Source organism: Psychrobacter pacificensis (genome assembly GCF_900101915.1).
Taxonomy (GTDB): Bacteria; Pseudomonadota; Gammaproteobacteria; order Pseudomonadales; family Moraxellaceae; genus Psychrobacter; species Psychrobacter pacificensis.
In genome coordinates this window covers 212,825-236,782 of record NZ_FNAL01000001.1, presented here as the reverse complement: position 1 = coordinate 236,782, position 23,958 = coordinate 212,825, and the positions used below count along the sequence as shown (strand labels likewise).

The 23,958-nt window shown below is 47.7% G+C and carries 17 protein-coding genes; 3 read left to right on the top strand and 14 right to left on the bottom strand.

Features of this window, described 5'->3' with window-relative positions; translation table 11 throughout:
- Nucleotides 1-101: 101 nt before the first annotated feature.
- From BLR43_RS01015 to BLR43_RS01005, 3 genes are all read right to left on the bottom strand, one after another.
- Nucleotides 102-4,025: an AAA family ATPase gene (locus BLR43_RS01015; RefSeq protein ID WP_093067703.1), complete on the bottom strand. Its 3,924-nt coding sequence runs from the start codon at nucleotides 4,023-4,025 to the stop codon at nucleotides 102-104.
- Nucleotides 4,026-4,091: 66 nt separating this feature from the next.
- Nucleotides 4,092-5,033, bottom strand: a complete 942-nt coding sequence (locus BLR43_RS01010; RefSeq protein WP_093067699.1) for a hypothetical protein — start codon at nucleotides 5,031-5,033, stop codon at nucleotides 4,092-4,094.
- 50 nt (nucleotides 5,034-5,083) lie between these two features.
- Nucleotides 5,084-5,887 (bottom strand): sulfite exporter TauE/SafE family protein, encoded by an 804-nt coding sequence (locus BLR43_RS01005; RefSeq protein ID WP_167669366.1) that lies wholly within the window; start codon nucleotides 5,885-5,887, stop codon nucleotides 5,084-5,086.
- Between the two features lie 501 nt (nucleotides 5,888-6,388).
- Between BLR43_RS01005 and BLR43_RS01000 the strand changes: the two genes are divergently transcribed.
- Both BLR43_RS01000 and BLR43_RS00995 read left to right on the top strand, forming a co-directional pair.
- Nucleotides 6,389-7,360, top strand: a complete 972-nt coding sequence (locus tag BLR43_RS01000; RefSeq protein ID WP_093067694.1) for a biotin--[acetyl-CoA-carboxylase] ligase — start codon at nucleotides 6,389-6,391, stop codon at nucleotides 7,358-7,360.
- A gap of 71 nt (nucleotides 7,361-7,431) precedes the next feature.
- Nucleotides 7,432-8,160, top strand: a complete 729-nt coding sequence (locus tag BLR43_RS00995; RefSeq protein WP_071002319.1) for a pantothenate kinase — start codon at nucleotides 7,432-7,434, stop codon at nucleotides 8,158-8,160.
- Nucleotides 8,161-8,295: 135 nt separating this feature from the next.
- Here BLR43_RS00995 and BLR43_RS00990 read toward each other — a convergent pair whose 3' ends face one another.
- The 11 genes from BLR43_RS00990 to BLR43_RS00940 form a co-directional block, all read right to left on the bottom strand.
- Nucleotides 8,296-9,483 (bottom strand): isovaleryl-CoA dehydrogenase, encoded by a 1,188-nt coding sequence (locus tag BLR43_RS00990; RefSeq protein WP_093067690.1) that lies wholly within the window; start codon nucleotides 9,481-9,483, stop codon nucleotides 8,296-8,298.
- Between the two features lie 148 nt (nucleotides 9,484-9,631).
- Nucleotides 9,632-10,552, bottom strand: coding sequence for a hydroxymethylglutaryl-CoA lyase (locus tag BLR43_RS00985; protein WP_093067686.1), 921 nt, complete (start codon nucleotides 10,550-10,552; stop codon nucleotides 9,632-9,634).
- 15 nt (nucleotides 10,553-10,567) lie between these two features.
- Nucleotides 10,568-12,685: an acetyl/propionyl/methylcrotonyl-CoA carboxylase subunit alpha gene (locus tag BLR43_RS00980; RefSeq protein WP_093067683.1), complete on the bottom strand. Its 2,118-nt coding sequence runs from the start codon at nucleotides 12,683-12,685 to the stop codon at nucleotides 10,568-10,570.
- 70 nt (nucleotides 12,686-12,755) lie between these two features.
- The gene (locus BLR43_RS00975; protein ID WP_093067680.1) at nucleotides 12,756-13,574 is read right to left on the bottom strand and encodes an enoyl-CoA hydratase/isomerase family protein; all 819 of its coding nucleotides are present in this window, start codon (nucleotides 13,572-13,574) and stop codon (nucleotides 12,756-12,758) included.
- A 171-nt stretch (nucleotides 13,575-13,745) separates the two neighbouring features.
- Nucleotides 13,746-15,356 carry a carboxyl transferase domain-containing protein gene (locus tag BLR43_RS00970; protein ID WP_093067677.1) on the bottom strand — a complete coding sequence of 537 codons (1,611 nt, stop codon included), beginning with the start codon at nucleotides 15,354-15,356 and terminating at the stop codon, nucleotides 13,746-13,748.
- A gap of 126 nt (nucleotides 15,357-15,482) precedes the next feature.
- Entirely contained in the window at nucleotides 15,483-17,261 is a 1,779-nt protein-coding gene (locus BLR43_RS00965; protein ID WP_071002325.1) for an AMP-binding protein, read from the bottom strand.
- Between the two features lie 305 nt (nucleotides 17,262-17,566).
- Nucleotides 17,567-18,826, bottom strand: coding sequence for an FAD-dependent oxidoreductase (locus tag BLR43_RS00960; RefSeq protein ID WP_071002326.1), 1,260 nt, complete (start codon nucleotides 18,824-18,826; stop codon nucleotides 17,567-17,569).
- A 330-nt stretch (nucleotides 18,827-19,156) separates the two neighbouring features.
- Entirely contained in the window at nucleotides 19,157-19,888 is a 732-nt protein-coding gene (locus BLR43_RS00955) for an amino acid ABC transporter ATP-binding protein (RefSeq protein WP_071003697.1), read from the bottom strand.
- A gap of 174 nt (nucleotides 19,889-20,062) precedes the next feature.
- On the bottom strand, nucleotides 20,063-20,734 hold the full coding sequence (locus BLR43_RS00950) for an ABC transporter permease subunit (protein WP_071002327.1): 672 nt from the start codon (nucleotides 20,732-20,734) through the stop codon (nucleotides 20,063-20,065).
- Entirely contained in the window at nucleotides 20,731-21,477 is a 747-nt protein-coding gene (locus tag BLR43_RS00945) for an amino acid ABC transporter permease (protein WP_071002328.1), read from the bottom strand. Before BLR43_RS00945 ends, BLR43_RS00950 begins: the two co-directional genes overlap by 4 nt.
- Before the next feature lie 89 nt (nucleotides 21,478-21,566).
- A complete protein-coding gene (locus BLR43_RS00940) occupies nucleotides 21,567-22,553 on the bottom strand; it encodes a glutamate/aspartate ABC transporter substrate-binding protein (protein ID WP_093067674.1) in 987 nt (328 codons plus the stop codon).
- 407 nt (nucleotides 22,554-22,960) lie between these two features.
- On the opposite strand from BLR43_RS00940, the gene hslO reads away from it, so the two are divergent.
- Entirely contained in the window at nucleotides 22,961-23,941 is a 981-nt protein-coding gene (gene hslO / locus BLR43_RS00935) for an Hsp33 family molecular chaperone HslO (protein WP_093067671.1), read from the top strand.
- Nucleotides 23,942-23,958: the final 17 nt, after the last annotated feature.

Here is a 23,958-nt window from a genome sequence, read left to right as displayed (position 1 = left end):
TGCTGGACTGAGGTCAAGCTTATTTGTATTTATGCCGATGGATTGATTATATTTGCATCGCTTTGATTCTCATAGCGCTTTTAATTTTGGCTTTTTTGGTCTTAGCTCTCTACATAACGCGCGGCTTCATCAAGCGACACACTGACTAGGGTAGAAATACCTGCGCTTGGCATGGTGATGCCTTTTAGCTCATCGGCAATCTGCATCGTCAGTTTATTATGACTGATAAAGATAAACTGCAAGTCATCTGCCAACTCATGAATGAGGCTAGTAAAACGCGCAACATTGGCATCATCGAGCGGCGCATCAACTTCATCAAGCACACAAAACGGCGCCGGATGCTGCTTAAATATCGCAAAAATCAAACTCAATGCGGTCAGTGTTTTTTCACCGCCAGAGAGTACGGCTAAGCGGCTATTGCACTTGCCTTTTGGCTGCGCCATCAAGGTAAGCCCTGCTCGCCATTGCTCTGATTTTGGCGTATTGGCTGGCATCTCGTCTGTGTTCAACGTCAGACTGGCTTGCCCGCCGCCAAAGACTTTGGCAAACAAATTGGCCAGCTCATTATTGACCGCATCGAGCGTCTGCATAAATAGCGTCTTGGTCGTCTCATCGATCGAAGCAATCGCTTCAGTCAATGTCTGCATACTGGCGGCGATATCGGTGGTCTGCTGCGCAAGTGGCTCCAAGCGCTCATTGACCTCGGCCAACTCCGCGACAGCAGCAAGATTGACAGCGCCAATCTTACTTAATTGCTGCGCAAGCTTGGCGCGCTCGGACGCAAGCTCAGCGATTTTGTCTGGACGCACACGGCGATCATGAGCGATAAAGTCTGCCAGCAAGTTTGAGACACTCATGGTTTGTTGCGAGTGTTCTGCTTGCGTTTTGTATTTCTCACTCACTTGAGTATAAGCCTCTAGCGCGCTTTGGGTATGTCTACTTGCATCCTCTAAACGCGCGGCACTTAATGCTAACTCAGTTGCATGCTGTGCAAGTTCGCTTTGCTGCTTCTGCAAGGTATTTTGCAACGTATCAAATGCCGTCTGCTGCTCAGAATACGCTTGCTTTAGCGCTGTGAGCGCGCTATCACGCTCGGTCAATAACGCTTGCTGCTCATCACGCATTGTCTGTGCGCTATGCAGTTCGGCTTGCAGATCGGGCAGTTTGGCTTGCTGCTGCTTGTGACGCGTCTGTAGACTCTGCTCATTCTTTAATGACTTATCATATTGCTCGGTTGCACGCGCCAGACTGCTCACACGATGCTCTAGGCGCATCTCGTACTGCTGAATACGTAGCTGCAGTGCCTGCCAAGCCTCATCATCGGCTTGACGTGCGCGGTTTAGCTCGCTGCGCTCAGATTGTAATTGCTGATTGGTCGCTCGTGCCTCTGCTATTTGCGGCGTGAGTGTGGCGATCTCGCGTTCGATATCCTGCTGCTCATGAAGAAGTGTCTGCGCCTCATGCGCAAGCTCTTGCTTTTCCTGCTCGAGCGCCGCTTTGTCAGCATTTAGGCGTTGGCTGTCTGCTTGCAAGCGCTCGGCATTGGCGCGCTCGGTCGTCAGTTGCTGCTGATATCGATGCTTATCACGGGTTAATTGCTCAGCTTGGGCGCGCGTTTCTTCCAAACTGACTATCAACGCATCATAATCGCGCTGATTTTTTGCGATAGATTTTTGCTGATTGTCGATGCTCAACTCTAGCTCACCGAGTAGGTCCTCTAGCGTTTGCAAACGTGTGCGCTGCGCCAAACGCTGGGTGAGAAACTGACTGCTGCCCTCGCTTTGATCGTCTTGCGCGCCAGCGAGCTTACTCAAATTAAGCGTGCCTTGACGACTGATGATCCAACCATCAGCAGTCAGCAGAAGCGCTGATGACGGTAATGACTTTAAGACATCGGCAAACACGTTAATATCATGCTCACTAGTAGACTCAAACTGCGCTGTGTATAGATAACACTGCTGCCATAGCGCAAGCAAAGGCTGCGCAATCAGCTGTGATAATGGCAACACTTTATCAGTTAAGCTCTCTGGTAAGTCGCTGGTAAAGGCACTGTCTCTGGTTTTATTTTGCTTCGCAGGCAACCATAGGCTATGACCCGTTGCTAGTGTTTTGTCTTTTGTACTGGCTGAGGTGTTTTGTATGGTTTGATAAGTCAGTAAATCAGTAACATCATCTTCAAGTGCTTGCCACAAACTCAAACTATTGGCTTTTTGATCCGCATCATTCACATGATCAGCACGGCTTGCAATTAATACATGGCTGTCTAGCCATAACGCCAAGATACTATCGAGCAGCTGTGCGTGTGCTTGGCCCGTCGCACTCAGTTCAATCTGCTCTCGCAGCGTCGTAATAGCCAATTGCTGCGTATTTACAGCGCCACTATCGGTGTTATTTGTTGCAGCTGCTTTGTTTTGAGAGTTTGATATAGGTTTTGGATGCAATATCTGATGCAAAGTGTCGTATTCACCTGCCAGTAACGCATGACGTTTTTCATCATCGCTCAGCTCGCGTTGCTGCGTGTTCAGTCGCTGCTGCAAATGATGCGCTTGCGGCTGTATCTCAGACAGACGTTCATCCACCCCTTCTTGCTGACGCTCAATCTGCTGTAGCTGTTTGCTCAGCTTAGCGACTTGCTCTTCTAGCACCTGATGCAAGTCTTGCTCGTCCGCTGCCTGACTTGCATCAGCACTGGCACTAACAGCACTGGCAGATGGCGCTATAGACTGCTGTAATTGCTGCCAGAGGTTTTGCCAGTTTTGCGCGCGGCGTTGCCACTTATCATCGCTTTGCTGATGGCGCTTTTGTGCTTGAGTATTAATCGCCTGCTGCTGCTCAAGCGTGCGAGCCTTGTCTTGCAAGCGTGACAGCTGGTTTTGCGCATCATGCCACGCGCGCTGCAATGGTTGCTCATGACGCTTGTGGTTATCACGCTTGTCGCTCAGCTCAGCGAGCTGTGGGCGTAACGTCTCTAATGCTTGCTGCTGCTCAGCTTGTTCAGCGTTAAGCCGCTCAATATCAGCGAGTGATTGCTCACGCTGCTGCGCTAAGTGAGACAGTTGCTGCTCAATGGCTGCCAGCTGTGCAGTGGCATCACTCAGTTGATGCTCGGCAGTTTGGTAGCCCAGCTGCTGCTCGTAATGCGCGCTTTGGGCATCATCTTTGAGCCACTGCTCTTGGTTAATACGAGCGGTGAGCTTATCTTGCTTTGCCTTTAGCGTGTCATAATCGGCTTGCAATGTTGACACTTCAGCCGTACTGCGCTCATGTGCGATTTTTTGCTGATGCTGCTGCTGCTTGGCCTGATAGAGCTGCTGAATGGCAAGCTGCTGCTCAATATCAGCCAAGCTTAGTGAGATTTCCTCATAACGCTGCGCGCTCGCTGCCTGTTTGGACAGTGTCTTTTGTTGGCGGAGCAGCTCGCTTTGCATATCGTGCAGACGCGCCAGATTGTCTCTTGTCTTCTCAAGCTTTTTTTGTGTCTCTTCACGCCGCGCCTGATAGCGCGACACCCCAGCCGCTTCTTCGATAAACTCACGCAGCTGCAAAGGACTTGACTCAACAATCCGCCCAATCATACCTTGCTCAATGACCGCATAACTACGCGCGCCCAACCCTGTTCCCAAGAACACGTCGACCACATCGCGGCGGCGACAGCGCGTACCATTGATAAAGTAATCTGAGCGGCCGTCTTTATTGACCTGACGGCGAACGGACAGCTCTTGGTACAAGTTAAGCTCATGGCGAATACCTGTCTGCTCATCTTGGGTATGCTCAAAGGTCAGCTCGACACTCGCCACACTCTTGGCCGCTTTGTCTTGCGTACCAGCAAAGATGACATCGCTCATCGCCCCGCCGCGCAGCTGCTTGGCAGAGGTCTCACCCAGCACCCAGCGTATGGCATCAATCACATTGGATTTGCCGCAGCCGTTTGGCCCGACGATGGCGGTGATACCATGACGAAAAGTAAAGGTCGTTGGGTTGGCAAAAGATTTGAAGCCTGCCAGCTTTAGGGATTTTAAGCGCATGAATAGTCAGTTGATATGGCGAAAACAGGCGGCTATTCTACCTGAAATTGTTGTAAGTTTTTAGGGTTAAACGTCTAAGTGCATAAACGATTTTGCCTTCAGGCTTTGATGAAACCCTCGTAATAGTTTTTGCTCCACTTGGCTGACCTCGTTTTCTCCTAAGTAGCGTTGATTGAACGCAATCAATGCTGACCACGTGATACTGGCCACTTGCAGATGATCGACGATGTCTAACAGCTCTGGTCTTAATAGATGCTGATATTTTTTGGGTCTTTTGTGACACAGCGCCAGCTCTCGGTCGGCTAAGCGCTGCTTGTTGTGCTCTAGCTCACTGCCGCCGATGAACAACAACAAAAACTTAGCCCCTTTATCAATAAAGCCTTTATCAAGTAAATGCTCATACATCACGCAGTACTTGAGCAGCTGATCTGGGTTTTTTCGACCATTAAATTTCAATTCATTGGCTACCAGCATATTCGCCTGATGGTTGTAGGCCAAATTGTCCATATACATTGCTTTTAGCTCTGTGCTGGCCTCAAACAATCCACTGTTGCCATGGGTTGACCACGACCCATTTGGCTCAAAGGTGATGAATTGCTGATAAAATGAGTCTAAGTAGACATCACTACATAAACTTAAAAAGATATCGAACTCTTTGTTGAGATACTCTTCAGAAAAAAACATGACACGGCGGGTGGCCTCTCTCGGATGACAGATACCGACCCTTTGGGATGAATAGGTTTCTAATTGCTCCGTGTCATGCATTTTTGCGTTGAGCTTTTTGATAATGGCGTGTTCAATCTCTTCTACACTTTTGCCTGCTAGCTCAGGCTGGGTAGCCCACTCAATGATTTGGCGTACATATTGCTTTTTGGTGATACCAAGAATTTGCTTGGGCTCCCACGCCAAAAACTCTACCATATTGGTAAGACCAGTCGTCCATGATAGCTGATCTTTCAAGTGCCTCACCGAGCCAAAGACACGGCGATATTTTTCTGCTGCTTTCATACTAATAATGTCTCATGGTTTACATTTTTTACAACAAAGATGTGTCGTGATTACAACACACCCAATCCACTTAATAACAACTGCCCTCCTGCAAATATCAATAATATGCCAAACGCGCGCTTGAGCATCAAGGCAGGCAGTACGTGAGCGAGTTTGGCACCCACTTTTGCCATCGCAAAGCTCGCCACCGAAATACACAAAAATCCTATGACATGGACAAATCCGATGGTGCCTTCAGGCAGATTGACCACATCTTGACCGAACCAAGCAAATCCAGCCGCGCCAGCCAGAGCAATGGGTAGACCGCACGCCGCTGACGTACCGACCGATTGCTTCATCGGCAGCCCCGCCCAGTTCAAAAATGGTACGGTCAAACTACCACCGCCAATCCCAAAGATAGAGGACGCCATGCCAATGCCCGTACCAGCGCCAAACTGTACCCCAGCAGGTGGCAGCGGCTTACCCACTTGCTCTTTGTTAGAAAAGAACAGCATTTTTAGCGCAACCAATAGCGCACCGACCCCAATGATGGCTTGTAGCGCCTGACCATCAATCATATCTGCGATACCAGCGCCGACCAAACTCCCCACCACCAAACCAAGCGCCATCTTGCGCCATACTTCCCAGCGGACACCGCCGCGTTTATTGTGAGCCGTCAGTGAGCTGATCGAGGTCACAACAATGGTCGCAAGAGACGTACCAATAGCTAGGTGTGTCACCACCTCTGGCGAAAAGTCATACGCGGTAAAAATCCAGACCAGTGCAGGAACGATAATCATGCCGCCGCCCACGCCAAACAAGCCTGCACTGACACCTGCAAACGCCCCTGCAATCACAAACCACACATATAACATCATAGAACAAACCTTTTATAATACTGGCCTAGGGCGTGTTGAACATTCGACCATGGCACTGACAGCGACTATTTTTTAGGCGATTCGATGTTAAAAATAATAAGTTTAGTCATTCTAAGCGCTTATTTTTAACGATGAAGCGGCAAAAAAGAGTCCTGTCCCCTGCTTTTATCGTTGGGGCTGATGCTAAAATTGCCCCATACTGCGTTACAAATCTCGTTAAGGCATTTGCATTATCGTCGCTTTGTGCCTTGTCTGGAACAATTTTAGCGATCAGCAGTGCCTATTTGCGAATGTTCAACACGCCCTAGTATTAATTTTATCGCCTACTTACTGGTTTCTTAGCGCACTTAACTGTATTTGCCAAATCTCAACGTGACCTTTATTCTGTCTTTGGTATTCTGTCTTTGGTATTCTGTCTTTGGTATTCTGTCTTTGGTATGCTGTCTTTGGTAACCGCTTAGTATATCAAAGTTTCCTTTAACCACATCGATTAAACTTATGCCACCACTCACCAATTTCTCTCCCTCTTTATCCGAGCTTAACCACCGTCACGTTGCCAGTAGCGCCTCGACCAATAGCGAGCTGATCGCAGCGCTGCAAGATGGCACGCTAGATGCTGCTACCGTACACGTCTTGACCGCAGAGACGCAGAGCGCGGGACGTGGTCAACATGGGCGCTCGTGGCAGTCACCACGCGGTAATGTCTACCTGTCGCTATATCACCCCGTACATATGCCAGTTAGTGGGCTACTGTCTTTGATTATTGGTCTTGAGCTGGCAAAAATGCCTGTTATCCAAACCGTAAATGGGCAACTACAAGCGCAAGGTCTGACGCCAATTGGGGTGAAATGGGCAAATGATTTGGGGTTTTATCAGAGTCAAGCCAGTCATCATTCTGAATTGGCGCACTCTGCACCCGACGGTTCAGCTTTAGACAGCGCCATCTCACTTCATCGCACATTGCCCTTTCAAAAGCTCGCTGGCATCTTGATAGAACCCGTGACCAAATCAGGTAAGCTGGTTGGTGTGGTGCTAGGCATTGGGTTAAATGTAAAAGCTGCGCCAACACTCACCGCGCAAACGTCTGAGGGGATGAGTTATCAGGCCATCAGCCTCCAAGATATCTATGCAGTGCTGCAGCCAGCAACACAAGCCACTCGCCTGCCAGACTTACAAACATTGTATCAGCAAATGACGACGGCACTGATGGCAGCGATGACCCGCTTTGAGCATTTGGCCATCGAAAAACCAACGGGGCATACCTATTATTTAGATGGATTCTTACAGCAGTTTGCAGCGATGGATGCGCTAGCCGGTCTGCGTTTACGTGTTACCCAAGACTATAATAATGAGAAAAAAGTCATGACGGGAGTCGCTTGCGGTGTCGACACTCATGGGTGTTTGCAATTACAGCAAGATAACGGTAAGATTTCTACGCTTTTTACTGGACGTATTGACGTTATTTATTAGGGACACGCCCTAGGCTTAATCATAACACTGACGAGCACCATCATTAACGAGCGCTATATAAAGGGATTTTTATGCTCTGGCTTGATCTTGGCAATACCCGCCTAAAATACTGGCTGACCGACGATATCGGGCAGATAGTCTCACATGATGCCAAGCAGCATCTGCAAGCACCCGCTGAATTACTCATGGGTCTGACTGACCGCTTTGAGCGTTATGCGCCCGATTTTATTGGTATCTCATCCGTACTGGGCGATGCGCTCAATGCCCAAGTATCAGAGACGCTCAGTCGTTTGAACATTCCATTTGAGTTTGTCCATGTTGATGCCGCGCATGCGCTTATGAAAAGTGCTTATAATGACCAGCAGCTCGGCTGTGATCGCTGGCTACAGATGCTAGGAGCCGTCGATAAGAAAAAACGCCAATGCGTGATCGGCTGCGGTACGGCAGTGACCATTGACTTGATTGATCACGCTGAGCATTTGGGTGGTTATATCTTCCCCAGTATTTACCTACAACGCGAGTCTCTGTTTTCTGGAACCAAACAAATCACCATCTCTAACGGCACGTTTGATAGTGTCAGCCAAGGCATGACCACCCAAGACGCGGTGCACCGCGGTATCTTGCTCTCTATCGTTGGTGCAATCAATGAGATTAGTCGTCGTCACCCAAACTTTGAGGTGATCATGACAGGCGGCGATGCGGCCACTATCTCGCAGCATGTCAATCGCCCCGTACGCTTGCGCGATGATTTATTATTAAATGGTCTGGCACGGTATTTTGATTATCGTAATAAGTCATAATCCGTCATAGATAACTCAACATCATACTGTCACACTGACAAAAAAAGCAGCACGTTTAAAGCGTGCTGCTTTTTTATTAGATACTTTTCTCTTTTATAAGGTCAAAGCTTTGCTAGCTACTGCCCTAACCCTTTTTTACTTGGTCTCGTTAAACAGCTCACGACCGACCAGCATACGACGAATCTCGCTAGTACCTGCGCCAATCTCATACAGCTTAGCATCGCGCCAGTAGCGACCGAGTGGATACTCGTTGGTATACCCATTACCGCCAAATATCTGGATACCTTCACCTGCCATCCATGTGGCTTTTTCGGCGCACCATAAAATCACACTAGCACAGTCTTTTCGCACTTCTCGGCTGTGTCCTGCGCCGTGCGCGTCTAGCATATCGAGGTTTTTACCCACGGTATATAAGAAGCTGCGTCCTGCCTGCAAAATAGTATACATATCAGCCACTTTGCCTTGGATTAATTGAAACTCACCAATTGCTTGACCAAACTGCTTGCGCTCATGGATATAAGGGACGACATTGTCAATCACTGCTTGCATGATACCGATAGGCCCTGCCGCCAAGACAGCGCGCTCATAATCTAGGCCACTCATCAGCACTTTTACGCCTTCATTGAGACCGCCCAAGATATTGTCGCTTGGTACTGTCACATTGTTAAAAATCATCTCACCCGTGTGGCTGCCGCGCATGCCAAGCTTATCGAGCTTTTGCGCGGTACCAAACCCTTCCATACCTTTTTCTACGATAAAGGCAGTCATACCTTTGGCACCCATCTCAGGATTGGTCTTGGCATAGACCACCATCACATCCGCATCAGGCCCATTGGTGATCCACATTTTGCTACCGTTCAAGATGTAATTGCCGTCTTTTTCTTCGGCTTTGAGCTTCATGCTGACGACATCTGAACCAGCACCGGTCTCACTCATTGCTAATGCACCGATGAACTCGCCGCTGATGAGTTTTGGCAAATATTTTTGTTTTTGTGCTTCAGAGCCGTTGCGTTTGATTTGGTTAATGCACAAGTTAGAATGCGCACCATAGCTAAGCGCCACCGATGCCGACGCTCGGCTAATCTCTTCCATCGCCACCATATGAGCGACATAGCCCATGTTGGAGCCACCATACTCTTCAGGGACGGTAATGCCATGTAGACCCAGATCGCCCATCTTTTGCCACAGATCCATAGGGAACTCATCACTGCTGTCGATCTCGCTTGCACGCGGGGCAATCTCATTGGCCGCAAACTGCTGTACGACATCACGTAGCGCGTCAATATCTTCGCCAAGCTGAAAGTTCAATCCAGGTAAACTCATAACCATTCCTTGTTTTTTAGTATAGTCAATCAATATTAAAAGTGGTACAAGGCAGACGAGTGCAAGTACTACAGTAGTAGGCTAAACGAGTCTAACGCTGTAACACTTTAATAGTGGTTCGACTATATTTCATTTTTACGATAATTTTTTAAGACTGACGTTTATTAATCAAAGCCCGTGCCACATTTGAGCCATTTGGACGCTTTAAAAACCCACTAATACGCTCGCCTGCCACGACCAATTTTTCCAAATCGATACCCGTGCTGATACCCATGCCATGCAGCATATATACCACATCTTCGGTCGCGACATTGCCCGTTGCGCCTTTGGCATACGGACAGCCACCGAGGCCTGCGACTGAGGTATCAAATTCGCTGACACCCATTTGTAATGCCGCTAGGGTATTGCTGAGTGCTTGACCGTAAGTATCATGAAAGTGACCTGATAACATGGCAATATCAGCATACTCAAGGGCTGCTTGTAGGGCGCGCTGCACTTTGAGGGGTGTACCCACACCAATGGTATCAGCAATGCCAATCTGCTCTGAACCAATCTCAATCAACCGCTTGGTGACATAAGCGACTTGGCTAGGGTCAATCTCGCCTTCATAAGGACAACCAACGGTACAAGAGATAACGCCGCGTACTTTGATACCTTGCGCTTTTGCCGCAGCGGCAACGGGCGCGAAACGCTCAATACTCTCATCGATACTGCAGTTGATATTTTTTTGGCTAAAGGTTTCGCTGGCTGAGCCAAAAATAACAATTTCATCAGGACGGTAGGCAATCGCATTGTCAAAGCCGCGCATATTGGGCACGAGTACTGAGTAACAAACGTCCTTCTGCCGCGTTGGCGCAAGCGCATCCAGCAATGCGCTGTTATCGCCCATTTGTGGCACCCACTTTGGCGAGACAAAACTGGTCGCTTCCAGTTTTTTAATCCCTGCGTCAATTAAATCATTGATTAAGGCTTGTTTAACCGCGGTCGGTACCGTCATGGATTCGTTTTGCAATCCATCACGCGGACTGACATCGACGATGGTGACATGGCTTGGATACGAGTGGCTCATGCTTATTGTCCTTTTCTATTCGCTTTCACTATCGATACGCAGTAGCTCATCACCATCAGCGACCAAATCACCTGCTGCAAATAATAGTTCTGCTACCACACCATCAGTTGGTGCGGTAATGGTATGTTCGATCTTCATGGCCTCAATGACCGCAAGTGGTTCGCCTTTTTTCACAGTATCGCCAATAGCTACTTTGAATGCAACGACTTGCCCTGGCATCGGTGATTTTAAGCTGCCGACTGCTGCTGTGTCTTCACCCACATGCGCCATCACATCAATTAAGGTAATCTCATCGCGTCCGCTATCTGTGAACACATAAACTGTCTCATTATTAACCCAGCTCTGCGCACTGATACGTGCACCCTCTAACCATAAGGTATGATTGTGCGCATCACTGCTATCATAACTGACTTGCCCTTCATAAACCGTTTCAGTCTGAGCGGCGACATTGATATTGCTATCATCCTGCGTATTCGCGATTTCTTTGCCAATGACAAGCGCAAAGCTACTGAGATTCTCGCTACCTTTTTTATTATCAAAGCAACTCGCATTGTGCCAATTGCTGATACAAGCAATATATGACTGCTCATTATAAATGAGGCTAAATGAGCGAGTGTAATCGCTATAAGCACGGAACCCTGTCGGCTTGCTAAAGGGGTCGTTGTCGATCTTTTGTAATACGGCTTCGCTCGCAAGCTGCTGCGTAATAGCCGTCACCACAAGCGTTGATAATCCAAGCGGATGCTGATCAAACAGCTTGTCCTGCTCGCGCTCTATCAATGCCGTATCAAGATTGGCTGTGCTAAATGAATCGGTATTTAAGATATAACGCAAAAATGCCACATTATTTGGTAAACCGACGATACGCGTCTGCGCCAATGCACGATCTAGTCTCGCCAACGCTTGCTCGCGTGTGGGCGCATGGACGATAAGCTTGGCAATCATAGAATCGTAGAAGGGACTGATGACATCACCCTCGCGTACGCCATCATCGATACGCACATCAGCGCCGTTTTTATCAATGACAAAGGTGCTGTGCTCAGGCTTCTGATAGGTAAACAACGTTCCTGTCGCTGGTAAAAAATTATTGTCAGGGTTTTCAGCACAGATACGCGCTTCGATCGCATGACCATTGATCGTCAAATCGTCTTGCGATTTTGGCAATGGCTGACCTGCAGCGACCAACAGTTGCCACTCGACCAAATCCACACCAGTAATGGCTTCGCTGACTGGATGCTCAACTTGCAAGCGCGTGTTCATCTCCATGAAATAAAAATTCATCGTGCCTTCGCGCTGCTCCACAATAAACTCAACCGTGCCAGCGCCGACATAATTAACCGCACGCGCCGCCTCAATTGCAGCCGTACCCATCGCTTCACGCATGGCCCTATCGACACCCGGTGCTGGCGCTTCTTCTAATACTTTTTGATGGCGACGCTGCACGGAGCAATCACGCTCAAACAGATGCACATAATTGCCATGCGTATCGCCAAATACTTGGATTTCGATATGGCGTGGTTTGAGCGCATATTTTTCGATCAACACTTGATCATTGCCAAAACTGGTAATTGCTTCACGGCGGCACGAGTCTAATAGATCGACAAAATCGCTGCTTTGCTCAACGATACGCATGCCTTTGCCGCCACCGCCTGCACTCGCTTTGATTAAGACAGGATAACCAATATCATCTGCTTGCTGCTGCAAAAACTGGGCGTCTTGATTGTCACCATGATAGCCGGGTATCAGCGGCACGCCAGCGGCCTCCATCAAGCGCTTGGACTCAGATTTGCCGCCCATGGCGCGAATCGCCTCAGCAGAGGGTCCGATAAACACCAAACCAGCATCTTGGCAGGCCTGTGCAAAATCGGCGTTTTCACTCAAAAACCCATAGCCTGGGTGGATGGCCTCAGCACCTGTTTGCTTGGCGATGGCAATAATGGCATCACCTTTGAGATAGCTGTCTTTCGGTGCCGAACCGCCTAGATAGATCGCTTCATCACAAACCGGCACGTGCTTGGCTTCGCGATCAGCATCAGAATAAACAGCGACGGTACTGACGCCAAGACGCTTGGCAGTTGCGGCCACTCGGCAAGCAATTTCACCACGGTTGGCAATTAGAATTTTAGAAAACATAACTATCCCTGTATCTTGTCGTTATTATTTGACGTCTTGTCTATTTGTCCGTTTATCTATTCGTTTATCGTTAGTCTGCTGTCAGCCAGTCAGGCTTACGCTTTTGCAAAAATGCTTGCACGCCCTCCTTTCCTTGTGTTGATGCGCGAATATCCGCGATACCTTTTACCGTATCAGCAATCAGCTCATCAGTGATGGGCGCGCCAGCAACATCGTGTAATAGCTGTTTGCAGGTTTTGACCGCATCGGGGCTGTTTTTAACCATTTTGGCACAAAGTGTCGTGACCTCATCATCTAACCATTCTTCGCTCACGCGCTCGTGAATAAAGCCAAGCTGACGTGCTTTTTTGGCATCAAACACCTCAGCACTTAAGAAGTAACGCTGCGCAGCTCTAGCGCCCATCGCTCGGATGACATAAGGACTGATGGTCGCAGGTGCCAAGCCCAAACGCACTTCGCTCAGGCAAAAGTTGGCAATTTTCACGGCGATGGCCACATCACAGACGGCAACGAGACCCATACCGCCTGCATAGACATCGCCTTGGATTGCCGCAATCGTCGGCTTGGAACATTCATAAATCGTCTTGAGCATTTGCGCCAATTTATCCGCATCCGCTAGATTCTCTTCATAGCTATAATCTGCCATGGCGCGCATCCAATTAAGATCAGCGCCTGCACAGAACGCTTTGCCAGCTGCCGCGAGTACAATGACACGCACCTCGTCATCCACACCAAGGGTGGTAAAAGCCTCTGTCAACTCGGCGATCATCTCGTCATTAAAGGCATTGCGTATCTTGGGACGATTCAACGTCACGGTAGCGACGTGTTGTTTTATATCGACTAATAGACTTTTATAATTATTACTATTTTTTGATTTTGCTTCTTTCATAACTTTCTCTATGTTCCTATTTATATGTCTATGTAAATACTTAGCCCAACGTTTGGGTCATCCATCATAATGCTCATATAAGAAAGTAAGATGTCAAAACCCGATGTCGCGGTAGAATCGTATTTAAAAAGATTGTCGCACCACTCTCTCATCACGAGCAGACCTTGGCGCTTACATTCTAAAGACACCAAACGTCGTCTCTTCAATCGGTGCGTTATAGGCAGCGCTCAGCCCCAATGCCAATATATGACGGGTATCAGCAGGATCAATCACGCCATCGTCCCACAGGCGCGCGGTGGCATAATACGGATGACCTTGCGCTTCATACATTTCACGAATTGGCGCTTTAAATGCCGCTTCATCTTCCTCACTCCACGCCTCACCCTTGCGATCAAAGTTATCACGCTTGACCGTTGCCAGTACTGACGCTGCTTGCTCACCGCCCATGACAGAGATACGGGCATTTGGCCACATCCACAAAAAGCGCGGACTGTAAGCACGGCCACACATACCGTAGTTACCCGCGCCAAACGAGCCACCAACGATAACGGTGAATTTCGGTACTTTGGCATTGGCAACTGCCATCACCATCTTGGCACCGTGGCGGGCAATGCCTTCGTTTTCGTATTTACGCCCAACCATAAAGCCTGTGATATTCTGCAAAAATACCAATGGAATTTTGCGCTTACAGCACAGCTCGATGAAATGCGTGCCTTTTTGCGCCGACTCACTGAATAGAATGCCGTTATTAGCAATGATACCCACAGGCATCCCTTCGATATGCGCAAATCCACACACTAATGTCGTGCCAAAACGTGCTTTGAACTCATCAAATGCACTGTCATCAACGATACGGGCGATGATTTCTTTGATATCAAATGGCTTGCGCTTGTCCGTTGGAATGACACCGTACAGCTCTTTGGCGTCATAACGTGGCGGCTTGGGCGTAATTTGATTAGGAATGTGTTTGGCAGGGCGATTCAAATGACTGACGATATTACGGGCGATGGATAACGCATGCGTGTCGTTTTGCGCTAAGTGATCGACCACGCCTGAGAGCCGCGTATGGACATCACCGCCGCCCAAATCCTCTGCACTCACCTCTTCGCCAGTTGCTGCTTTGACCAGTGGAGGCCCACCCAAAAAGATAGTGCCTTGCTCTTTGACAATAATAGATTCATCGCTCATGGCAGGCACATAAGCACCACCAGCCGTACAGCTACCCATGACCACCGCGATTTGCGGAATACCTGCCGCACTGAGGTTGGCTTGGTTAAAAAAGATACGGCCAAAATGCTCTTTATCAGGGAACACATCATCTTGGTTGGGTAAATTAGCACCACCTGAATCAACCAAATAAACACACGGCAAATGATTTTCTTGCGCAATCTCTTGCGCGCGCAAATGCTTTTTGACTGTCATTGGGTAGTAGGTGCCACCTTTTACCGTGGCATCATTACAGACAATCATACACTCAATACCATTAATACGACCAATACCGGCAATCACGCCAGCCGCTGGAATCTCTTCGCCATACATGTCATGCGCTGCCATCGGTGCCACTTCCAAAAACGGCGTACCCACATCAAGCAAACGCTCGACTCGCTCGCGTGGTAGTAGCTTGCCACGTGCTAGATGCTTGGCACGGGCGCGCTCTGAGCCACCTTGGGCGACTTTACGCAAGTGTACATACAAATCATCGACGATCGCTTGCATCGCCGCACTGTTTTGCTGAAAGTCGCTTGAGTTTGGACTCAGTTTACTGGTTATGATAGCGCTCATGATGTCCCTTTTCTTTGATACATAGATACGTAAATGCGAGTAGCTTTTATATGAATGATCCAACTGCTATTTTTTAAGTATGACCCACATAGTTCATCTTTAGTGTTTTAGAGCTGATAAATAAGCTTACGACAAACCCAACTCTTCTTTCATTTGCTCAATAATTTTATACTTTTGAATCTTGCCCGTGATGGTCATTGGATACTCAGTGACAAAGCGATAGTAAGCAGGCACTTTATAATGAGCGATGTGCTCGCTGCAGAATTCACGGACTTCCTCTTCCGTCAAGCAGCCCGGCTCTTTAGGAATAATCCATGCTGCGAGCACTTCACCATAACGCTCGTCGGGTATGCCAACGATTTGCACATCGCGAATCTTGGGATGACGATAAAGGTAGTTTTCGATCTCAACCGGATAGATGTTTTCACCACCGCGAATCACCATGTCTTTACTCCGGCCGACGATTTTCACATAGCCGTCTTCATCCATCGTTGCCAAATCACCCGTGTGCATCCAACCATCTTGAATGGCTTCTCGCGTTTTAAAACGGCTACCCCAATAGCCCTTCATCACGGAATAACCACGCGTGAGTAGCTCGCCAGTCTCTCCGATAGGCACAATCTCGCCCGTCTCGGTGTCGATCACTTTTACCTCAAGTGCAGGCTGTACCAATCCTACGGTCGAGACTTGCTTCTCAAGAGGGGTGTACTCATTGGTCTGGCAAGAGACTGGACTGGTCTCTGTCATACCATAGGCAATGGTGACTTCACTCATGTGCATCTTGTCGATGACGCGGCGCATGACCTCAATCGGACAACTAGAGCCTGCCATGATACCTGTACGCAAAGTGGATAAATCAAAGTTTTCAAACTCAGGATGATCAAGCTCCGCGATAAACATCGTCGGTACGCCATGTAGACCCGTACATTTCTCTTCTTCAACCGCTTTTAATACCGTCAACGGCTCAAAGCCATCGTTTGGATAGACAATACAACCACCGTGCGTGAGAATCGCGAGGTTACCAAGCACCATGCCAAAGCAATGATACAACGGTACTGGAATGCACAGTCTGTCGGCTTCCGTGAGATTCATGGCCTCACCAATGAAGTAGCCGTTATTAAGAATATTGCGATGGCTTAAGGTTGCGCCTTTTGGTGTGCCTGTCGTGCCACTGGTGAACTGCACGTTGATGGCATCAGTATTTTTGAGCTGGGCTTGACGCTCGGCCACGCGTGGATCGTTGGCGTCGCCTTCCGCCATCCATGCAGAGAACTTTTGCATAAAACCAAAGACCTCATCAGAGTCTGGCTCATCAATCCAAATGATACGTTCAATCGTTGGAATCTCAACCAAATCAAGCTGGGTATAATCTTTATGGTAAATCTCAGGACAGAGCTCACGAATCAAGCTGGCATAGTCACTGGTTTTAAAATGGCGCATAAGCACCAGTGCTGAGCAGCCGAGTTTGTTCAGGGCATATTGCAGCTCAAAGGTACGGTAGGCAGGATTGATATTGACAAGAATAACGCCGACTTTTGCGGTGGCGAGTTGCATCAGCAACCATTCAGCATTGTTGTGTGACCAAATCCCGATGCGATCACCAATCTCAAGCCCCATCTCAATCATGCTACTGGATAGCTGATTGACCTGCTGCTGTAGCTCACGATATGTCCAGCGAATATTTTGATGACAGACGACCAGCGCTTCGCGCTCAGGATATTTGGACACAATAGCATCAAAAAAGTCACCGATGGTCGCTTCAATCAGCGGTACATCAGGACCTTTATCATAGCTTTGGGTGAGCGGCGCATTTGCTGAGCGTGCGCCCATATTGATACTAGGGATATTATCCAAAATAGCGTCAAAATCAACGTGAGTCTCATCGAAATTAGAGTTTTGAGTCATAACGAGTCCTTTCGTTTTACTTTTTATAGTATTTATAGATAGTGCTGATTAATCGCTGGCGAGCAAACCTTCTTCCTTGATTCGGTTTGATATAGCATTCAACTACTATAACGCTATAAATGAAAGCATGTCAACAATATCAATACGGTATGTATCATTTAATTGGATATTCGATATTCATGCTTAGTAAAAAGTAACATAAAATCATGGCAGGTTTTTGACATAAAAAAGCCAGCCCCATCATAAGGAATGGGCTGGCTCAACCAGTAACGTGATCTTTTAAACTTGCTTTTTAAACAAGTCTATCAGGAGGCTTTGGGAGTGGCAGGCGCTTTGATTGTCACGGTCGCGCTCACTGCATCAGTGTCATCTAGCAAGTCCATGATGAGTTCATCATCGCTTTCCGTCTTCACTTGCCAATTACCAGCCGCGTTTGGCACACCCGTTACCATCACCGAAATCGCTTTGTTCTTTAGACGAATCATCGGTGGTTTATGATCATAACCGCTGTGCTCGTGCCCTAAGATATCATCAGCGATGGTCGCAGCCTGTGCGCGTAATGGCGCCACATAACGACAAGCAACCCCATTGATAGACATACAATCACCAATGGCATAGATGTGTGCAGTGTCGGTGCGCAATGTCGATTCATCAACCACAATACCCGTACGACGGTCAAACGTAACGCCCGCCGCTGCTGGCAGCTGCCCATCGACGGTCAGACCTGTACTGGCAATCACATGGTCTACGATCAACGGCTCAGGTTGCTCTACATCTGCATTATCTTCAGTTGAGGCGAGCGCTGCGTAGTCTACTCTTAGCTTTTCGCTATCGCTGCCGTCTTCATTGCCACTCACGCGGGTAACAGCAGAGACTTGAGAGCCGCCCAAAAACTGAATACCTTGTGACTCAATTGCTTTGGCAATACGTGCCGTCGCTTTGGCTGGTAGCATTTGTGATAATGGCGCATCGTTCAAATCAATCAAGGTCACTTGATGACCTGCTTTTAGCAAGTCTTCCGCGATTTCTGTCCCGACCATACCAGCGCCAACGATGGCGACATGCTGGCTACCAGTTGCCAGCTTTTCTTGTAGCTGACCGAACTGCTTGATATGATTGACATGCCAGACCAAATCCTCTGGCAAGCTTTTGGGGAAAATAGGATGCGCACCCATCGCCAGCACCAACTTACCATAGCTGATCGTCGCATAATCCGTGTGGGCGGGATTTGGCCTATTAGCAGAGATAAGCTGTAACTGCTGGGTGGCTGTATCGATATCTGTGACTTGTGTATTGGCAAGCAAGGTCACGCCTGCGGCTTTTGCCGCGTCGCTACCTGTTGCTCGTACCAAGTCTGATGCGCGCTTGTTTTGGCTGATCGCCATGGTCAGCATCGGCTTGTGATAACGATCGCCACTATCGGAGGTGATCAAGGTAATCGGAATATCTGCATCTTTTGCACGAATCGCATCAATCACATGCCAGCCTGCCAAGCCTGCGCCAATGATGACAACGCCGTTTTTTGATGAGGTTGCCGATGCTACAGATAGATTGTCTACGCTCATAAAAACTCCAATATGGTTTATGAATTATTCTAATTATCAACAAGTATGAGCGCCATTGTATCAGTAAACAGACATGCACTCACCTATCTAACCGTATAACCAATCACATATTCATCTATAGTCGAACCACTATTAAAGCGTTACAGCGTTAGACTCGTTTAGCCTACTACTGTAGTGCTTGCACTCGTCTGCCTTGTACCACTTTTAATATTGATTGACTATAAACCAAATTGCTAGATTAACGCCCATAAAAAAGCGCCTATTAATAGACGCTCTTTATTGATGATTTCATTTATATTTTAAGCACTAGCGTAAATACAGCCAAGATGGTTAATGATTCAAAATCTTCGATAAGAACATCTGCGCACGATCGCTTTTTGCCCCTTCAAAGAATTCGTCTTTACTACAGTTCTCAACGATATGCCCTTCATCCATAAAGATAATGCGATTGGCAACCTGACTGGCAAAACCCATCTCATGGGTCACGCACATCATGGTCATGCCCTCACGCGCCAGCTCGACCATGACGTCAAGCACCTCTTGAATCATCTCAGGATCGAGCGCTGAGGTTGGCTCATCAAACAGCATTGCCACAGGATCCATGGCAAGCGCGCGTGCAATCGCCACACGCTGCTGCTGACCGCCAGAGAGCTCGGCTGGGTATTTTGCCGCTTGTACCGTCAGACCAACGCGGTCTAGATACGCCATGGCCTTTTGCTTCGCCTCACTTTCTTTACGCCCCAATACTTTGATTTGGGCAACCGTTAAATTATCAATAATGGTCAAATGCGGAAATAATTCAAAATGCTGAAACACCATGCCAACACGGCTACGTAGTTTAGGCAGATTTGTCTTTGAATCACCGACAGAGATGCCGTTGACCATGATCTCACCTTTTTGAAAAGGCTCAAGCCCATTAACGGTCTTAATCAGCGTCGATTTACCACTACCTGAAGGGCCACAAACGACGACCACATCCCCTTTATGCACGTGGGCAGTACAATCAGTTAGTACTTGAAAGTCGCCGTACCATTTGCTGACATTGGACATTTGAATGACCATTTCATCCGTCGCATGGCCATTGTTAGTCACCAGTCCACCAAAGGAATTTATGTATGTATCAGCATTGCTCATCACTGGCTCCTAACCACATTATTATCGATAACCGTCGTTTAAAAATTAAATTAAAATACCAAACCACAATCTTAACGCTCAAAATCCTAAGCGAGACATCTATTAAAACCGCAAGCGTTTTTGTAGCTGCTGCACGCCCATAGACGCACTTAAGCTAATCACAAAGTAGATAGCACCCGCCCCTAAGATATAAGGGGTAAGTAAGCCCATGAGCTCACCGCGGACGTAGGCGGCGCGGAAAAAATCCGTCAAACCAATAGCAAACACCAACGTCGTATCTTGGAATAAAATAATACACTGCTGCAAAATTAGCGGTAGCATTTTGCGAAAGGCTTGCGGCAAGATGACCAGACGCATGGTCTGCCCGTAAGTCATGCCAAGCGCTTTGGCAGCATTGACCTGACCGCTACCGATCGATTGAATACCTGCACGCACCACTTCTGAGAAGTAAGCGGCCTCAAACATCATGAAGGCCACCACACAAGAGGCAAAAGCGGCATTGATTTGTAGATACTTACCTGCTATCCAAAAATAAATCATCGGTACAGCAAAATAAAACCACAGTAGTACCAAGAGCAGCGGCACTGAGCGGAAATAGTTGACGTATAGCCTAGAAGGTACCTCAAGCGCTTTGATACCAGACAAGCGCATCAATGCTAGTATCGTGCCTAGGCTGATACCACCAATAATTGCCAAGAACAGCACTTTTAAGGTGGTGATCATACCGCCCATCAAACCAGGATAGGCTGTTGCCAATTCGGTCATCATACTCATTTCTGACCTCCCGCAATAAGCCCAGGCACACGCAATTTACGCTCGATAAGCCCCATCAGAGCAATCAATGATAAATTGAAAACGAGGTAAATAATCGTCGCGTAGGTATAAATCTCAATACTGTTCTGCGTGTATTCACTGATAGTTTTGGTTTGACTGATCAGTTCCATCACCCCGACCAAGGAAGCCACAGAGGCGTTTTTAAAACAGTTGGTCAGCTCCGAGCTAAGCGGCGGCAAGATAATACGAAAGGCTTGTGGTAGCAGCACTTCTTTGTAGACTTGCGGAATACTAAAACCCAGTGCATATGCGGCATTGGTCTGCCCATCAGGTAGGGATTCAATCCCTGTACGAACTTGCTCAACGATACGAGCAGCAGTAAATAAGCCAAGACCGATACTTGCCGATAGCATTGCTGAGGTATTCGGCGACAAGTCCTTATACCACCACTCCTGTATTGCTGGCGTCAGCCAGCCGGGTGCGATGTAAAACCAAAAAAACAATTGTACTAGCAGTGGAATATTGCGAAAGAATGTCACATAAGCCGTACCAATCGCTCGCGCCGTCTTGCTCGGCAGCGTGCGCATGATGCCTAAGATGGTACCGACGACCATGGCGATGGCCCATGCGATACTGCCGATCAATAGCAGCCAGCCAAGACCTGTAATCATCCAATGGATATAAAGCTCGTTACCGATACCAGTTTGCTCAAAGAGCACACCCCAGTTCCAGCTATAATTCATGGTTGTCTCTCCGAGCAGCGATTCATAAGCCTATAGGTCAGAAACATAATATCTGACCTATAGACAAGCCATATTGAGGGACAAAGAGCTTATTGAGCGGTCGCCGCTTTTGGCTGAGCACCGTCATGCGGATCGGCAATCAACGCTTTTAAGTTGTCAGACATCTCAAAGTTTAGATTGACGTTTTTCGGTGGGACTGGGTTCAAGAACCATTTGTCATAAATGCTATTGATTTCGCCTGAGCTAAAGACATTATTTAACGCTTCATTGACCACAGCTTTGAATTCAGGATCGTCTTTACGCATCATACAGCCATAAATCTCAAACGATTGTGGCTCACCAACGATAACCCATTCATCAGGATTTTTTGCTTTGGCTTTTTCGCCTGCGAGCAACACATCATCCATCATAAAGGCATCAGCACGACCGTTTTCTAACATCAAAAAGGCTTCGCCGTGGTCTTTTGCTGAGATGATGTTCATATCCATTTTGTTGTCATCATTGTACTGACGGATATAACGCTCTGAGGTCGTACCTGCCGTGGTGACAAGGGTTTTACCTTTTAGGTCTTCAAAATTCTGAATACCAGAGTCTTTGTTGGTCAACAGACGCGTACCAATCTCAAAGAAACCATTAGAGAATGCCACTTGTTTTTGGCGCTCTTCGTTGTTGGTGGTTGAGCCACACTCAAAATCCACCGTGCCGTTTTGTACCAATGGGATACGCGTTTGTGAGGTGATTAAGTTATAACGGACGTTGAGATCTGGCATGTTTAGCTTTTGCTTAACGGCTTCAACGACTTTCATTTCTAAATCGTGGGCATAGCCGATAGGCTGATTAGGATCATCAGCAATATAAGAAAATGGAATAGAGGAGTCACGGTGACCGACGACGATGGTGCCAGAGTCTTTGATTTTTTGTAGCGTGCCGTTGGTATCCGTGGCAGCAGCTTCTGTCGTGGTGGCATCATCTGCAGCTGGCGCTTCGGCTGTGGTCTGGCTACTGTTGTTACAGCCAGCTAAGCCCAATGCCATAAAGGCCGCCAAAGTCAACGGTTTAGAAAATAAGTGGGTCATGGAATACATCCTTTTATCACAAGCTTTTATCACAAGATTGAATGAGTGCTTTGAAGACACGAGTCTGATTGACCGATCTCATTGCCCCGCATCCGTACGGTTGTTGCTGTTGTTTGTCACAATGCAACTCAATGTTACTGTACAACAAATTTGTGTTAGATGGTAAGTTTTTTTTGAAGGAGGTGATATTTTGGAATACATTTATTTTTTACCTAAAAGCCGCTGGTTCCTGATTACTGCATCACTATAGAAATAGACAGATAGCTGACTCATTCATACCTAGATTTGTCCCTCATTGATACATGTAATCAAGAAAACATTGTGATCATAATATTGTGGTTGCTACGATTGATAAATTGGCCATAGTCCCCATAAAGCTAACAACTTCTTAATACTACAAATGACTTATGACACAAGATACTCAAGTCCCTAACACGGACAGCCAAACTGCTGGCACTCATAGCGACAACGACATACGCCAACGTTTTTTTATTGAAGACTCGCCCGTGCGCGGCGATGTGGTGCGCCTATCACGCAGTTACGCCAGTACGATTGCGCAAAAGCCCTACCCTGAAGCCATCAAACGCTTATTGGGCGAGATGCTGACGGCAGCGAGTTTACTTATCAGTACCGTCAAAATTAACGGTCGTCTCTCTATCCAATTGCAGTCATCAGACAGCGATAGCTTGCTGAATTGGGCGATGGCAGAATGCGATCAAGACGGTATCATCCGTGCGCTTGCCAGCTGGAAAGGCGAGACGGATGAGCAATTGCAGGCTTGGGACAATATGATCCATGCCAAAGATGCCTTTGCTGAGCTGGGTGCTATGGGACAAGGGGTATTGTTCATTAATATTCACCCTGAAGGTGGCGAAGCGTACCAAGGTATCGTTGAGCGTAGCCATGACAATCTGGCAGATTGCTTGGCGCATTATCAAAAGCAATCAGCACAGATTCCAACGCTCATTAACCTAGCATCTGATGGCTTGCAAGCGGGTGGAATCTTGGTACAGATGTTACCACGTACTGCAGAAGAAACGTCTGAAGTTGAGCAAAACCAAGATGCAGGTATCGACGATGATCTATGGACACGTCTAAGCGTGTTGACGCGCACGGTCAAGGCAGAAGAGCTGACGACATTGGATGCCAATGAGATTCTGTATCGCTTGTATCACGAAGAAAACGTTGTCGCCCCTGAGCCTGTTCCCCTAACGTTTGGTTGCACGTGCTCACGCGAGAAATGTGAGATGGCCATCGAGCAAATCGGCGAAGCAGAAGCGTTAGATATCGTCGAAGAGCAAGGCGGTACGTTTGAGATGGACTGCGGATTCTGCGGTGAAGTCTATAAATTCAACAAAGACGACGTAGCAGCGGTATTTGCTGAGTAAGTTTTTTATCACTAAGC